At 45.7% G+C, this 15252-nt stretch carries 13 protein-coding genes; 7 read left to right on the top strand and 6 right to left on the bottom strand.

Annotation, left to right across the window (positions count from 1 at the left end; all coding sequences use genetic code 11):
- The first annotated feature begins 303 nt into the window (after positions 1-303).
- Positions 304-1965 carry a hypothetical protein gene (locus L2082_RS14100; RefSeq protein ID WP_446009967.1) on the top strand — a complete coding sequence of 554 codons (1662 nt, stop codon included), beginning with the start codon at positions 304-306 and terminating at the stop codon, positions 1963-1965.
- 516 nt (positions 1966-2481) lie between these two features.
- Here the strand turns inward: L2082_RS14100 and L2082_RS14095 are convergent.
- The gene (locus L2082_RS14095; protein WP_446009968.1) at positions 2482-3864 is read right to left on the bottom strand and encodes an ATP-binding protein; all 1383 of its coding nucleotides are present in this window, start codon (positions 3862-3864) and stop codon (positions 2482-2484) included.
- Between the two features lie 297 nt (positions 3865-4161).
- Positions 4162-6360 (bottom strand): ATP-dependent helicase, encoded by a 2199-nt coding sequence (locus L2082_RS14090; RefSeq protein WP_446009969.1) that lies wholly within the window; start codon positions 6358-6360, stop codon positions 4162-4164.
- Positions 6361-6524: 164 nt separating this feature from the next.
- On the opposite strand from L2082_RS14090, the gene L2082_RS14085 reads away from it, so the two are divergent.
- Positions 6525-6977, top strand: coding sequence for a pancreas/duodenum homeobox protein 1 (locus L2082_RS14085; RefSeq protein WP_446011877.1), 453 nt, complete (start codon positions 6525-6527; stop codon positions 6975-6977).
- Positions 6978-7012: 35 nt separating this feature from the next.
- Positions 7013-7816, top strand: a complete 804-nt coding sequence (locus L2082_RS14080; RefSeq protein ID WP_446009971.1) for a MipA/OmpV family protein — start codon at positions 7013-7015, stop codon at positions 7814-7816.
- Positions 7817-7828: 12 nt separating this feature from the next.
- Here the strand turns inward: L2082_RS14080 and L2082_RS14075 are convergent, their stop codons facing one another.
- Both L2082_RS14075 and L2082_RS14070 read right to left on the bottom strand, forming a co-directional pair.
- Positions 7829-8275: a YkgJ family cysteine cluster protein gene (locus tag L2082_RS14075; RefSeq protein ID WP_446009972.1), complete on the bottom strand. Its 447-nt coding sequence runs from the start codon at positions 8273-8275 to the stop codon at positions 7829-7831.
- A gap of 229 nt (positions 8276-8504) precedes the next feature.
- The gene (locus tag L2082_RS14070; protein WP_446011876.1) at positions 8505-9611 is read right to left on the bottom strand and encodes a hypothetical protein; all 1107 of its coding nucleotides are present in this window, start codon (positions 9609-9611) and stop codon (positions 8505-8507) included.
- Between L2082_RS14070 and L2082_RS14065 the strand changes: the two genes are divergently transcribed.
- From L2082_RS14065 to L2082_RS14055, 3 genes are all read left to right on the top strand, one after another.
- Positions 9612-9959, top strand: a complete 348-nt coding sequence (locus L2082_RS14065; RefSeq protein WP_446010372.1) for a hypothetical protein — start codon at positions 9612-9614, stop codon at positions 9957-9959.
- A 360-nt stretch (positions 9960-10319) separates the two neighbouring features.
- Positions 10320-11066 (top strand): hypothetical protein, encoded by a 747-nt coding sequence (locus L2082_RS14060; RefSeq protein ID WP_446010371.1) that lies wholly within the window; start codon positions 10320-10322, stop codon positions 11064-11066.
- A gap of 251 nt (positions 11067-11317) precedes the next feature.
- Positions 11318-12142, top strand: coding sequence for a hypothetical protein (locus L2082_RS14055; protein WP_446011875.1), 825 nt, complete (start codon positions 11318-11320; stop codon positions 12140-12142).
- A gap of 67 nt (positions 12143-12209) precedes the next feature.
- Here L2082_RS14055 and L2082_RS14050 read toward each other — a convergent pair whose 3' ends face one another.
- Both L2082_RS14050 and L2082_RS14045 read right to left on the bottom strand, forming a co-directional pair.
- The gene (locus L2082_RS14050) at positions 12210-12542 is read right to left on the bottom strand and encodes a two-CW domain-containing protein (RefSeq protein ID WP_446011878.1); all 333 of its coding nucleotides are present in this window, start codon (positions 12540-12542) and stop codon (positions 12210-12212) included.
- A gap of 122 nt (positions 12543-12664) precedes the next feature.
- Positions 12665-12967 carry a hypothetical protein gene (locus tag L2082_RS14045; RefSeq protein ID WP_446010369.1) on the bottom strand — a complete coding sequence of 101 codons (303 nt, stop codon included), beginning with the start codon at positions 12965-12967 and terminating at the stop codon, positions 12665-12667.
- 400 nt (positions 12968-13367) lie between these two features.
- Here L2082_RS14045 and L2082_RS14040 point away from each other — a divergent pair, with 400 nt between their 5' ends.
- Positions 13368-15071, top strand: coding sequence for a GNAT family N-acyltransferase (locus L2082_RS14040; RefSeq protein ID WP_446010374.1), 1704 nt, complete (start codon positions 13368-13370; stop codon positions 15069-15071).
- Positions 15072-15252 lie beyond the last annotated feature (181 nt).

Below are 15252 nucleotides of genomic sequence, written 5' to 3'. Positions count from 1 at the left end.
TGTAGGAAGCGCAACGCCTGTCCGTGGAAATATCTCGCTGAGGTTATCACGGCTCGGCGCCAGGGGCTGGATGTGCCTCCTCTGCCTCTTGCTGCGTAAAAAAAATGAGAGGGGTCTGAACGGTTACACTACCATCTTTACATATCAAATTTCCATGAAGGACGCTTAACTAAAAATGACCGTGATTACATACTCACTATCCGTAATTTCAATCAAGATAATCCAAATCAAAAAATAGATACACCTGAAGAAGTTTGCGCAAATATTCGAGAGGAGGACTTTGGACAAAAGTATGTATTGAATGTGACACTTATTGACTATTTACTCGAACATAAAGAAATAAATACGAATCGACTCAAGTCGGCAATGCATTATATTTCTCATAACTTTGAACAGTCTGAAGACTTTTTTACGGCTTATTTTATTACTGGCAAACATAATGCGGAATTGATCCGCTATTTGAGCGGAGAATGGCCTGGATTTGCGTCAGCAGCAATATCATCTCAACATGGAGCAGAACAGATTGCATATATACTTAAATTCGTTGAAGCTGAGTATGTCTGTGAGAATATGAATACAGAAAACCTGCTTACAAACTATCTCTCCGAAAAAGGCCATCATGTCTTGGCTTCCGACCTTCCGTTGCCCGATAACTATAACGTGCTTAAAAGGTTAAATGTTCGCTTCCATGATTTACTGTCATTAGAAAAAAATCATGCCTTACTTGAATTTGTCCATAAAGAGTGCCTGTATATTATAACTGTTGAAAATGTGCATTATGTACTTCAGGCATTTACGGATGCAAAAGATGTCGGTAACATCAAAGCTGAAAAGGCAAATTACACATCAATACTGGCAGTTGGGAGTGAACAGCTCAAAAAATATATAGAAGAAAATTTAGCCTATTACCTCGAAGAGGTGTTTCTTTCTCTCCCGGATAATTCAGAGGAAAGTGAAACAGCAATCAAGATACTCCTTAATCAGGAAAAGCTGAAGTCTGATCACAAAACAAAGATAATATCAAAACAAAATTATATATTTGAGAACTTTGAAGGAATCCCGGAAAACCTTTGGTTTCACTTGCTGCAGAAAGAGAAAGTAGCTATTTCCTGGAAGAATATTTCGGAGTATCTCGGATATAAAGATAATGACAAGTCAGTTGTGACCAGCCTGTTAGGACGGCAGAATGTTATTGACACCCTCTCAAAATTAGAATTTTCTATAACTGAGCTTGGAAAGGACAATAGTTCAATATTATCTTATTTTATCATTCAAAATGACGAATTGAAAAACACTGACTATTGCCAACTGATAAAGTGCCTCCCTTATAGCTATACAAATTTTCCAAAATTAATCTCAGAAGAAAAGCAGGTATGTCTAGCTAGAGAAAGGAAGGTACGACTTACAGAAGACTCTTTCCGCTTTCTTGAAAAGAATAATCAACTTGTCGCAATATTGATCAGTAAAAACTTTGATACGTATCAAAAAGATAAAAAGAAATATCCAATTGATGATGATATTCGTGAGTTGCTGCTTTCAAGTAAAATAAATAATAAGGATAAGTTGACGGTATGTCTTGATGTTACACCGAACGGTGCTGTAGAAAACAAGCACCTATCTCTTCTGGTTGCAAATTTTCTTTTGTCTAATGAGGTAGACTGCTCACAATTTGACGACACTGTACTGTCCTCAGCAATTATCAATGCTCAGACATCTTCGGATTCAATTCAGCTTCTTATGAAGTGCCTTTTGACTTGGGATGAGAAAAAGACTATGGAGGTTCTTGCAGAGTTACCTGAGCCTTTTAGTGAGATATCTTCATACGGGAAACGCCCTAAAATTGATAAAAATCAAATTAATCTGAAATTTGCCAGATTGTTAAAAACAAAAGGGTTCATTTCCTCATTAAGAGAAGGTAAAAATTCATTAAAAATAAATACTTTCAAGTCAAGTATTCACGCTTAACTTTACGAGTTCCTGCCGAACTAAAAAATCGTTTGGCACATGAGGCATAATCGCAAGGTGTTTCACTGAATAACCTTGCCAACTATTTTCTGACAACGCAGTTGAGTCAGTAAGAGGCATTGTCTGTGGTAGAATCACGAATAGCCCGAAAGGGCATCTCCGCTCTGAAGTCAAAAGTTTCCCAACTGCTTGACGCTGTCCTCAAAAACAAAAAAGTACCGGACTGGGATGCTGTTCAGCAAAACACATAGAACATGGCGGATTAACTGGGGAGAACGATGACGTGTAAAGACCCGCTTGTTGCAGAAATAAGAAAAAATCGAGCTGAGATACTTCGACAGCACGACTGGAATATATTGAAATATCATAATGATATTATAAAGAAACAGGAGGCATTCAAAGGTCGCCTGATCACATTGGAGCCGAAAAGAAAGAACCGATCCGATCACTCCCGGCCTCGATAACGACGTCTTTCACCTCCAGATTGATACATGGTTGGAGCTTTGGCGCAGGGTGTTATTGATCAAGCACCGCATGGACAACAGCACCTAACCGTTCAACCAGATAAAGGGGCAAAGAAACCAACGGGTATTGCACAGGTCTCCTTTTTTTATTTTTCGTAATAACAGTATCCACCTCCTGAACAGACGGCTGATTAATATCAAAGCGGACAGCCAGGGGAGCCTGTTTGCTCCCCATAAACTGGTGTAGAGATTTCAGAGTACCAGCAGCTCCTGATTTAACCTCAACGGGAATGATATTCCCACTCACTCCGACAACAAAATCCAATTCAGCACTAGCTGCCTTTCCTTCCCGTAGCCAATAATTCAATTCACGGTTTGGTTTATCTGCAAGCATGGCCTGAAGATGCTGACCAACAAACTGTTCAGCAACAGCCCCCTGATTGACCAATTTCAAGTCATCCATTCGCGAAAAACTCAACCAGTCCAGACCACAAACTGCATTCATAAGCCCGATATCAAGAAAGAGTAATTTATATATTTTCTCCTGCTGATCAGCCTGAAGTGGCAAGCCAGTACAATGACTATGGACAACCTTATTGATTACCCGGGCCATTGCCAACAGCTCAATATCCTTCTTGATGGTAGCACTTTGATCCTGAGACGATATATTTGAATATTTCACTTTAATCCCCACATTTCTGGCGGCAAAATTAAAAACATTCAACATACGATTGAGATCTCTGGATCCCGCATACTTAGGAAAATCATCACGGTAGGTCTCAATGATTGCATTATGAACCTCGCTGACATCTCTGTAACTGCGACTATCCGCAAAAACCGCCACAGCTTCAGGCATCCCGCCTATATAATAATATGACCGCAACAGCTCCAGTAATCGCTGATGAACGATCTCTCCGATCTCCTGACCGAATTCATACTGCTCAATAAAATTTTTCAGGGCGTCCTCGTCCATTGCTGATAGAAATTCGGTAAAGGTCATTGGCCCCATGTGGAGATACTGGATTCTTCCCACAGGCATGGAAAAGGTATGATCTGCCAAAGCAAATTCCAAAAGAGAACCAGCACTGACAAGCGGAAGTTCCCCCATGTCCTCATAAAAATAGCGCAAAGCAGGAATTGCCTCTGGTACGGCCTGAATCTCATCCAAAAATAAGATAGAATCCTTGCCAATCTTCTTCATATTTGGCAAAAATTCTATCTGCTGAAGAATCAGTTCAGGATTATTACCAGAAAAAACCTGTGACAAGTCTGGGTAACGTTCCAGATTAACAAGAGAAAGTTCCAGGTTATGCCGTTGGACAAAGAGATCAACCAGGGTGGATTTACCAACCTGTCTCGCACCACGAATAATCAATGGTTTACGGTTTTTATTACGCAACCAGTTATCAAGAAATCGTAATTGTTGTCGTTCCATAAAAAGAGATCTCCTTTGCGTATACAATAATCCAAACACACCCTTTATATCATAATGCGATTATGATTTCAAAGGGGTGTTTCAATAATTCAAAAATAAGGACACCATGAAGCAGTGCTATGACGGGGATAGCAAGTACGGAAAAGGCGCAATGGAACTTATGCCGGAGGATAAAAATAATGTAACATAATGAAATTATACCAGCAGTATGGAAGAATCGTAATTCTTATACCGCAAAACATCACCACAACTTTACAGACATAGTCAACAACCTACGGAGTCACAGGAGGCAGGGCCTCACTCCATAACCTCCAGCTTGGCATAATCCAGATGGAGCAGCTTATCCCCGTGCCGATCAAAATGCACCTCAATCCGGCGGGGAGCAGGGATCTCTTTTACCTTGCCAATGCCAAAAAAGGGATGACGTACTGCCATTCCTTTGCTGAACTCAGTACGGGCAGATTGTACCGTTGTTTTATTCAAAGGAGTTGGTTCCGGGATGGCGCTTTCCGGGTCGCTGCGATAGGCAAAAACATTGCCTCCAGTGGCTGGTGCCGGGTCTTCATGGATATACAAACCTGGGTTAATCTCCCGAAGAAAGGGCGACATCACCACATTAAGAAATTTACGATCCGGGGTCATGATAGTCCGGGAGTAGGTCAGAAAAAGCTGTTTCCTGGCTCGGGTTGCCGCCACATAGAGTAAACGCCGTTCCTCTTCCCACTGCTCGCTCTCAGGCAGGGTTTTTTGATGGGGAAAGCGGCCCTCAGACAGCCCAATGACAAAAACCACATCCCATTCCAGGCCTTTGGAGGAATGAATCGTGGAAAGGATAAGCTTCTTCGGTGCAGTCTCCTGGGCACCCGGTGCATTCTCCGGTGGATCCAGTGTTGTGTCATCAACAAAAGATTGGAGATCTCCGTAGCCACCAATCAAGGCCTTGAGCTGTTCCAGGTCCCGGGCCCGTTTCGGATAATCATCATGATAGATCCGCTCAAAAATGGGTCTGTAATACTCCATGACCAGATCAAAAACACCTGAAGGGGTCAACTCCAGGCGGTCCATGCCTGCCATTGCCTGGGCCAGACGCTGAAGAGCGCCTTTCCACTTAGCCGTGGTTTTATATGCGGCCAGGGCGGTAATCGGCTCATCATCAGCCAGTATCCTGTCCAGGATTTTCAGAGCCGTCTTAGGACCGATCTTCTCCAGCTGCAAGAGGATACGATTCCAGGAAAGATTATCCCATTTATTGATCAACACCCGCAAAAAGGAGAGCACATCCTTAATATGGGCTGCCTCAGTGAGTTTCATCCCGCCCCGCTTTTCAAAATCCAGGGAATGGGCTGCCAGTTCCATTTCCAGCTTATAGGAATGAAAGCCGGAACGGAACAGAACCGCAATCTCCTTCTCTTCTGTGCCTGCCTTGACCAATGATTTCATCTTTTCCACGATGAAACGAGCCTCACCAGCCTCATTGCGGGCTGAATAGACCACAGGTTTTACCTTGCCCTCAATCTCGCTGAACAGTTCCTTGGTATATTTCTCTTCAGCCTGGGCAATAACGGCATTAGTCAGGGCCAAAATAGGCTGAACAGACCGATAATTCTGCTCCAGTTTGATAATTTCAGCCCCAGGGAACTGCTCAGGAAAACGCATGATATTATAGAAATCTGCCCCACGAAAACTATAGATGGACTGGGCATCATCGCCCACCACCATTACATTATCATGACCATAGGCCAGTAAACGAACGATCTGGGCCTGAATAAGGTTGGTATCCTGATACTCATCCACCAGAATATAGCGGAACAGGGAGGATATCTCCATCCGGGCCTGGACAGACTCAGCAAGCAGGCGCTGCCAGTTCACCAGCAGGTCATCATAATCCATCAGGGCGTTATTCAGCTTAAACTCTTCATACCCTTTACGAATCTTAATAATATCATTGGTGAATTCTATAAGATGAGATTGGGTCTCACAAATGAGATCCTCTAACTTTCTGGACTTATTGATGGCTCCGGACAGGAGATTGAGAATGATCCGCTTGCTGGGAAAACGTTTATCCTTGCCGACAAGTCCTAAAGAATTACGAATCAGGTTAACAATTCCCTCAGCATCGCCCCGATCAATAATGGTAAATCCGCCACCAAAGCCCAGGTGATGACCATGCCTGCGCAGGAGCATATTGGCACTGGCATGGAAGGTACCGCCCACCACCCGATTACAGGCCTGACCTGAGATACGGCCCGCCCGATGGAGCATTTCCTGGGCAGCCCGCCGGGTAAAAGTGAGCAAGAGAATGGATTCCGGTGGCACGCCCTGATCCAATAACCAGGCCATACGATGAACCAGGGTCCGGGTCTTGCCACTGCCTGCTCCGGCAATAACCAGGACCGGTCCTTCACCGTGGGTGACAGCCTTATGCTGGGACGAATTCAGGCCTTCCATAGTGACACCCGCTTTTCTTTTCTTTTCCATACCATCCATATCGTCCATACCATCTCATCCAGCTGCCGGATTATTACAAAATATATTCTTTTCCATAGGCCATTCTTTACCATACCCCCCTTGTCATGGCAATGCATGTTCAATGAATGTTGACAGCTTTAACGTCTCAGATTACATTTCAGCAGGTATATACAGGTTGGACAGCCTGCGTAATGAAAAACCTACATGATGTAACCATTCAACAGCAAAAAAAAGAAGCAAAAAAAGAGACTATGAATTCTATGAATGACGTATTTACAGATGAGGTTCTGCGGGAGCTTTTTCCCACTAACCGGGCTGATGATTTTTTCGAGGCCCTGTTTGGTGATGCCAATGAAGGTGCCTATGATATTTCCCTGAGCTTTCAAGGGCATGATGAGCAGAGCAATAGCCTGCATTTCAACCTGGATCTGCACGAACGACCTGGTCGTTGTCTGGCCTGTAATCTGACCAGCGGACTGCCTGAAGTCTTTTCCCGCCACAAGGTAATAGACATTGAAGGTCTGGTCACGGATGTAGAGAAAAAGTTGGATGGCAAGGCCAAATGCGGGGCATGGAAACTGGGACGAACCCAACAGCCGGAAAAAAGCCTGCATAGCATCCCCTTACAGATTGATCTTGCCTGATCTTCTCCATTCAGCATGTAAGGACACGGCATGCCGTGTCCCTACAAATCTCCCGCCATAACAGTATGAAGATACATCTCCTTGCTCTTTTTATTATTTCCTCCGCCCCTTTTCTCTTCTCTTCTCTGTCAGTTGCTGCTGAAGCTCCTGGCCAATCAAGAAGAACTGCTCCGACTTTGTCTTTGGGTGCTGGAGCTGTTTTCTCAACAAACCCATATCAGGGAGCGAGCAATACTCTTATCCCGATTCCCCTGCTCATGTTTTCCGGAGAACAGTTTTTCATCAGAGGAACCGGAGGAGGCATGCATCTTTATCAGAATGGGCCTTTCTCTGTTGACCTGCTGGCGAAATATCGTTTTGAGGCCTATGAGAGCGGCGACAGTGCGGAACTGGTTGGGATACATGATCGAAAAGGTACTGTAGAGGCTGGAATAAAGGCACGCTTACGCCTTGACCCAGTTATTCTCTCGGCTCAGGTTCTGACAGATGTTCTGAATGAGCATAGTGGCCAGGAAGTTGAACTGCGGGTGATCAAACCCTTTCGATGGCGGATGCTGTTTCTTGCTCCCTACCTGGGGGTTTCCCTGCTCTCTGATGATTTTTCCACCTATTACTATGGAGTGGACAGCACCGAGGCCATTGCCGGGCGTTCGGCATATGACCTTGGCTGGACCGTTAACTGGCAGGCAGGACTGGCACTTCGAGTCGGCTTGCGTCCAAATATCATGCTCAACAGTGCTGTTGGTTTAGAACTCTTTGATCAGGAAATTGTAGACAGCCCCATTGTGGATCATGAAACAGGCCTCTTTGGTATGGTGGGAATTGCCTACAGCTTTTAAAATGGTTTCCAATCAGCAGAGCAGCTTTTTTTGCTGTTGTTCCTCCTGCTCAAGCAGTTGTTTGAAAATACGTGAGAACTCTTCCCAGTTCAGTTCCTGATTAAGGCCTGGGCAGGACTCACGGATCGTATAAAAGTTCGTTTCTTCATCCAGCATACTCGGATGGAGTGGCCATTGACCACATCGCCAGGGCCGTGCTTCATGCACACTACAACCTGTTCCTTGTTGATAAAAAATACAGTGATTATCCACTGTTTTCATCTGCACCACCGGGCCGTTGATCTGCCAATATTCTTCTTCCACCTGTTGTCGGGTCAGCCCCAGCTTGCTGATCATCCGTTGTTGATCATCCGTATCCAGAGAGACGGTGGTATCGCCCTGGCAACAATAACCGCAACGGGTGCAGGTAAAAATATCAGAGAGTTGATATGAGGTATGATTATATGAGGTATGATTCATTGCCTTGTAAAGATGTTATGTTATAATATCCTTCCCATCCCCCTTGATGAGGTGGGATAAAAAAAGTTCCCTGTGTTCTTACCACACCTTTACCCTTTCTTTCCACTCCTTCCTGCCACCATCTCTGTAAAACCACATAGCCTGGACCGCCTTTTTTTTCATACAGCCCACCTCTTTTCCCTTATTTTTCCAAAAAACCAAGAACCATCCCAGTATCTGTTCGGTCTGTTTATTGAGAACGCTCCTGAGCAACTGATTGCCTCTGGGCAGCAAAGGTTTGAAAAAAGAACTGTTGCGGCAAGACACCAGGAAGGAAATACAGGGTAAGCGTACAGCGTCCGTGCTCTGCAATGGGGTAATAATGATCCAACAAAGCAATCCATTGCTGCTGTATGTTTTCTCTCTGGTATGAATCCCCTGATGTCCTTGATCTATAGGAAAGATCCCTGATGACAGAAAGTACCTCCTTGGTCTCTTGCTGAAAATGCCTTGTTCGGGCCAGGATATCATCATCGTTTGCAGATGGTGGACAAAAAGCAGGGAGAGAAAGGGTTAAAAAAGGACTGACTGCACAGGCATACTGCTGCTGATACTGCTCCAACAGAGCTTCAATGATATCAGAATTTTGACAGATAAAGCTTGTCTTTTCAAAGGAATTCTCACTGAGGAAAAAGAGACGGCTCCATGCCTTAAGACGCAAGCGCTGTTGTTCCCAAGATATTCCATCAGCTGGTTGAGTCGCTGGCAGCTCAATATCTGCAAAATCGTTCTCATCCCTGCGCAGTACGCTGAGCAATTCTTCCTGTTGCCGGGTCATTCTGGCCAGATCGGTACGGATTTCATCCTGTTGAATATCCACAGCCTCACCCAGCTTAAGCAACATTCTTGCCTGCCAAAGGCCAAGATCAGAGAGGTTCTTTTCTTGCTCCTTTGTTGGTTCAGGAGTATGCTCACCAGATCCTGCCCGGATACCGGTTTGCTCCAGCAGGGTTTTGATAATAGAAGACTCGCGTTCTTTCTCCTGCACAACAGGGATAGCTCCAGCTGACAGGTGCGAAAGATGCCCTGCATACTCATCAGGTCGCAAGCGGATATCCTGGAACAAGGCAAGAAAACGGTCACGGTCTTTGCCAAGGGGAGCTGGACAGGTATAGTTGAGCCAGCTGGATCCTGCCTGCTGATGTGCCATAGCCTGTAACAGGGAGGTCTTCATCTCTGGCAGATCATCTTCAACCGGTCTCAAAAAAACAAGCCGGGGAAAAAGCTGGGATAAAGAAAAAACCACGCCATCTTCCGGCAGGATGTCAGGAAAGATATACGAAAAATCAAAAGACATATGCAAACGCTTCAAGAAAAAATCACGCTGACTCTCATCGCCGGAGTATATCTGCTTTTTCATCTCCGGCTCGGACCTTCAGCACTCAGTATTATAACAGGCACAGCAGCCCAACTCTTGACCACAGCACCATATTGTATTGGTATTACCTGGATTCTGGTGTTATTCCTTCGTTTTCTGCATAAAGGCAAGCAACCTGCCTGGGACAGGATTGCCCGGATTTTCTTTACCATTGGCATCCTGTTTGCTTTGTACTTTGCTCTTTATGAACGGAATGAACGGGCACTGCAAGAGCAGGACTCTCAGCAAAGCAGAATAGAGGGAACAGCACAGAAAGAGTCCATTTAAAAGTCTCCCCGCAATACCGGCTCCACTTCTTCCTCTTTGGAAGGTAACCGATACCAGGGTATCCTGTCACTTCAAAACCACTTTGGAGTGCCCACATTTTCCAACGGAATTGATCACTATTGTTTCCGCATTATCGTGCCGAGGTACGCTGGCCAATTTTGTTTTACTTTTTACATTGGCTATGATAACAAAATATATACCGGACTTTTTTCAGTTATACCACTATTAGGCTTTGTTGCTAATACTCTGCGGCAGCATCGTCAGCATTCCAAAGCAGATCTCTTATAACCAGAAGGAGAATCGGGGGGGGGTACCCAGATTCGCAAGAGATTAGTCCAACTTTCATATAAAAAACATAGAATGTTCATCAGACTCTTCCTCTTTTTGCTTCACTCTACCGCCCTGTGCAGCATATCAATCGGCACAGCCGCTGATGCAGATTCAACCAATATCCCCTATCAGATTGATTTCAGCCAGGCTGGAAAAGACGGCAAAGCCTGGCTCAGGGAACAAGGCTTCAGGTTGCAGCGGGATATGGACGAAGACGGTGCCGTTCAGGTGACCAAGAGCAAGGACGGGAGCGGACTGTGTTTCCATACGGACCAGCCTGCCTTTGCTGTGGCTGTCAAGGACGGGCTTTCTCTAAAAGATATGGAGAAGATTGCTGTGCAATGGAGGGTTGAGCAGTATCCGACCGGGGCTTCCTGGGAACAAAACATTAATCGGGAAGCAATCATGGTGACCCTGTTTTTCGGTCCTCCAGTCAAGGCGGATCGTTTCTATCTGCCTGACACCCCTTTTTTCATCGGCCTGTTTCTTTGTCAGAACGACAAGGTCAATTTCCCGTATTCAGGGAAGAGCTACAGAAAAACATCTCGTTTTGTCTGCCTTGACAGCCCTGACAGCGGTACAGCCATTGTCTCGAATTTCAAAATAGATGATGCCTACCGCAAATGGTTTGCAACAGACACTGTGCCACCTGTCACAGGTATCGGTATTGAGCTGGACACCAGTGGTCTGGACAAGGGACAGAGCAAAGCCTGTCTGAAAAAGATCACTTTCTACAGAAACGAGGAAAGACAGCAGGATGCGACGTTGAAGAACTAAAGCATTGCTGATTTCGAGAAAACAGAAGGTTGATCATGCAAATAATTGAGCACAGCAGTTCTGTTCTTAGAATCGGAAAAGAAGAGCATTCCCCACCTTCTTCGCGAAAGTGCCTTCGGACTGTGGTCCTTACTGCGCTGCCATTCTATTTTCTGCTGTTTCTGTTACCTTTTCTTCAGGATGAATCTGTCAGGCTACATTGCGTTCATATGCAGGAAGGAGCGGTTTCCTGTACGATTGCAGTGTCAGGGATGGATAAAGGGATCAACAGAATCAGGCATCCCTTTCGGGAAGATATTTATGAGGCTGAATATATCTTTTCTGCAAAGGCAGCGATACAGGGAAACAGCCGCAGCCTGCTGCTGGCGACAGAGATGGGAGATATCTCTGTACCATGCTATGACCCTGAAGAGCTGGTCCAAAAGATGAATGACTATCTTCATATCTGCGCTAAGAAACCCAATCCGCCTCCCTCTTATACCTGGACAGACAGCTCTTCCAGACAGGCGATGTATCAACTATGGTCCATACTTTTCCTCACAGGAGGAACCATCGTCGTAGCCTTTCTTCTCTTTGTTAAAAAGCCGGTTCTCTGCACATTCGATAAACAGCAGTGGGTAATGCGGATACAGTATCACAGCATGCTGCGTTGTTCGGAAAAAGAATATGACCTGAGCGGCGTTCAAGAAGCAGGAGTCAGTTATAGCAGCAAAAAAGAGGCACAGAGGTACATGCATCTATGGTACAAGTGCAAAAAAGACACTCCCGGACAACAGGTGCCTCTGATGCGCTCAGAAGCCGATGAAGCCCGGAGGATGAGCCGAGTTATCAACGAGTTTCTCGGAATAGATACACAGGAACGAGTAAAAGAGGTTGGAAGAAACAGATGCCGCAGAGCGTTCGGCTGCCCGCTATTTCTGTTCTTCATCTTTATTGGGTTGTCCTTGTTTTTCGGTGCGTTTTTTATGCTCCTCAAAGGAGACTGGGATGCTGTCGGGCTGTTGTTACTCTCCTGTGTCTGGACTTCTTTCACACTTTTTATAGCTTGGCTTGACGGCCTTTTCATTACTTCCTGACTTACCTCCATTGCCGAACAAGCAGAGGAGCATCGGTGATGGTCCCTTCGACCCAGATGATCGCAAGTTAATAAAACCTTAATCCCTTCAGCATACTGTTGATTATCCTTCGTAAATGTCCGTCTCGTCTTGAGCAATATTTACTGAAGAATCCCTCTGATTCTTGAAGAAAGATATAATAAGTACATTGGCGGCACTCCTTGATCTCACTCACGCAACACTCTCGCATTATACTTTCACAGGCTGATTCACGCAGAGACCAGCAGAACCGCGCTCCATTTCTTTCCTTGCATCTTATAGATACCGCTACGGAACAAACGCCGTATCTCTCAATATTTTTGCCTCCCGGTTCTCTACCACATTTTTTAAATGCCCAACAATGTATTTTGCTGTCATTCATCGCTTCAATTCCACGTTGTTGTATTGTTTTTTGCAATTGAATGATCAAAATATCCTGGTACAACATCACCTTTTCAGACCGCACAATGACGGAGAACAAGGGAAAGGAGAAAAAAGACCGGGTCATGCGCTCTTGGAATCAATCCAGACTGTTCCAGAATCTATGAAGCGATCAAGGTCTTCTTCATAGTCTTCATGTCTCAGGCAGAGTTCCAGTATGAATTCTCTTGCATGACTATACAGTTTTTGCCGTTTTCTTTCGATCTCCTCAGTTTGTTTCTTTGTTGCTATCCCTTCCATTATTCCTTCAATAATTGACTCCAGAATCGGGGTATAGTCGGCAGCATTATCCATTGGAATAAATTCATACCGTACATGCAAGTTATTCAGTATTGAAAGGAGTATTTTTTCTTCTTGGTTTCTCATGATCCTGCTCATTCTTTTTGGTGAATCGTTCACAGATTTCTACTTTTTTTATTATGCAAATCTTTACCATACCAATGTATTGTTATTTTTTTGTAAGAAAGCAGTCAAAAGGACATTAGAAATTCTCTTTTGCTATCACAGGCCGTTTTCAGACTGGACAACCGTGCGGTCAGAGGACAGAGGAAGGATATAATAAAATCGGATAACCTTGTACGATAGCGACCAATAATCACCCAACATCAAAAACTAATACGCTCCTAATCTTTTCTTTATCCGTACGCTCTATTCTCGCAAAAGGAAGTAAGGAGGTGCATGGCGGATGGGAAACCGCATCTCCTGCACTATCGGGCCGGGTTCCCTTTGTTCATCCCTGCCCTGGAGGAATATCGGAGTAAAGATTATGTTTACGGTTGATGAGGTGCTGTCGGATCAATACCCTGGCCTGCATAACAATCCTGTCCTTGGGCCGCCAATACGCCCTGTCCTGCGCAGACTCCTGCGCGAAAAAGATTTTGTCGGTTTTGTCGAACAATACCCCCATGTGCGGGGGATGGATTTTGTTGAACAGGTTCTGGAGCACTTCAACTTCAGTTATGTTGTTTCCGACCGAGATCGGGAAAATATCCCTCCTGCTGGCCGGGTGATCATTATTGCCAATCATCCCATAGGCTCCCTGGACGGCCTTGCCCTGCTGAAACTGGTCCACGAGGTACGCTCTGATGTCCGGGTGCTGGCCAATGACCTGCTCATGTACATCAAACCCATGCACCCTTGCCTGTTGCCGGTCAATAATATGGGCGGGAAGTCCTCACGGGAGCAACTCCGGCATATTTCCTCAGCCCTGCTCAATGAAGAGGCGGTTATTGTTTTTCCGGCAGGCGAGGTTTCACGGCTCGGACCGATTGGGGTCAAGGACGGAAAATGGCACAAGGGCTTCCTTGGTATAGCCGGTCGGGCCAAGGCCCCTGTTCTGCCGATCCATATCACGGGGAAAAACTCTGCTTCCTTTTACACGGCTTCTCTGCTTTGCAGACCGCTTTCTATGGTCATGCTGGTCAATGAGATGTTCAGGCAGGAGAAAAAACAGATCAGGTTTACTGTGGGCAGGATTATTCCCTACAGATCCTACAGCAATCTGCCCCTCAACTCCGAGGAAAAGGTCAAGCTCTTTAAGAAACATCTCTACAGGATCGGCAGGGGCGGAAAAGATGTGCTGCGAACCGAGAGTGCTATTGCCCGGCCTGAGCGACGCAGCGACCTGAAAAGAGAACTCAGGGACGCGGAACTGTTGGGAAAGACACCAGATGGCAAGCTTATCTTTCTCTATACAACCACAGAGTCCTCACCGGTGATGCGGGAGATCGGTCGCTTGCGGGAAATCACCTTCCGGGCCGTGGAAGAAGGCACGGGCAAAAGACGGGATACAGACCGGTTTGACAGCTATTACCAGCAGCTTATCCTTTGGGATGAAAATGACCTGGAGATTGTCGGGGCCTACCGGCTTGCTGATGCTGCCCAGGTCATCCGGCAACACGGCACTCAGGGATTGTACACGGACAGCCTGTTCAATTTTGCGCCTGAACACCGCTGGTTTCTGGATAAGGGGTTGGAGCTGGGCCGCAGTTTTGTCCAGCAACGTTACTGGGGCAAACGCAGTCTGGATTATCTCTGGTACGGTATCGGGGCCTTTCTGACCAACAATCCCGAACACCGCTATCTGTTCGGCCCGGTCTCCATCAGCAACGGTCTGCCCCAGGCTGCCAAGGAACTGCTGGTCTTTTTTTACAGGCTCTATTTTGGGTCAGAAGATGGTGCCTGCTCCAGGAATCCCTTTATCTTTTCCGGCTCTTTGGAACGGCTGGTCCGGGAATTCAGCGGTCTTGATTATGCAGAGGATCTGAAAAAACTGAAGAATCTGCTCCGAAATATGGGAACCAATATTCCCACCCTGTACAAACAGTACTCCTCCCTCTGCAAACCAGGCGGGGTGCGGTTTCTTGACTTCAATGTTGACCCTGACTTCAACAACTGCGTGGACGGTCTGGTTGTGGTGGATATCACGCTGCTGAAAAAGAAAAAACGTGACCGCTATATTCAGGGCTGACTATATACCAGTTTGAGATGATTATGTTTCACAGGAAAAAAACAGGATATAGAGTAATGGCACGACCTTAAGTGGTTGACCACAGGATTACGCCGTTTGTCTTCTTGGTACTGTCAAACGAGGGTAGGCCTTTGGACGACGCTTCACAGCCCGCGGTTCACTGCGACCTGGTCTATTTCCT

It is taken from the genome of Candidatus Electrothrix sp., from assembly GCF_052785085.1.
Note: the sequence above shows the minus strand (reverse complement) of the source record. Positions and strands in the feature narration are given on the sequence as shown.

What these genes read in the sequence shown, in the direction of transcription:
- L2082_RS14070 (WP_446011876.1), bottom strand. Translation starts at nt 9,611, where the DNA reads ATGTCTTTTGATTTTTCGTATATCTTTCCTGACATCCTGCCGGAAGAT.
- L2082_RS14055 (WP_446011875.1), top strand. Translation starts at nt 11,318, where the DNA reads ATGGATAAAGGGATCAACAGAATCAGGCATCCCTTTCGGGAAGATATT.
- L2082_RS14090 (WP_446009969.1), bottom strand. Translation starts at nt 6,360, where the DNA reads ATGGACGATATGGATGGTATGGAAAAGAAAAGAAAAGCGGGTGTCACT.
- L2082_RS14095 (WP_446009968.1), bottom strand. Translation starts at nt 3,864, where the DNA reads ATGGAACGACAACAATTACGATTTCTTGATAACTGGTTGCGTAATAAA.
- L2082_RS14050 (WP_446011878.1), bottom strand. Translation starts at nt 12,542, where the DNA reads ATGAATGACAGCAAAATACATTGTTGGGCATTTAAAAAATGTGGTAGA.
- L2082_RS14085 (WP_446011877.1), top strand. Translation starts at nt 6,525, where the DNA reads ATGAAAAACCTACATGATGTAACCATTCAACAGCAAAAAAAAGAAGCA.
- L2082_RS14060 (WP_446010371.1), top strand. Translation starts at nt 10,320, where the DNA reads ATGTTCATCAGACTCTTCCTCTTTTTGCTTCACTCTACCGCCCTGTGC.
- L2082_RS14045 (WP_446010369.1), bottom strand. Translation starts at nt 12,967, where the DNA reads ATGAGAAACCAAGAAGAAAAAATACTCCTTTCAATACTGAATAACTTG.
- L2082_RS14040 (WP_446010374.1), top strand. Translation starts at nt 13,368, where the DNA reads ATGTTTACGGTTGATGAGGTGCTGTCGGATCAATACCCTGGCCTGCAT.
- L2082_RS14075 (WP_446009972.1), bottom strand. Translation starts at nt 8,275, where the DNA reads ATGAATCATACCTCATATAATCATACCTCATATCAACTCTCTGATATT.
- L2082_RS14065 (WP_446010372.1), top strand. Translation starts at nt 9,612, where the DNA reads ATGCAAACGCTTCAAGAAAAAATCACGCTGACTCTCATCGCCGGAGTA.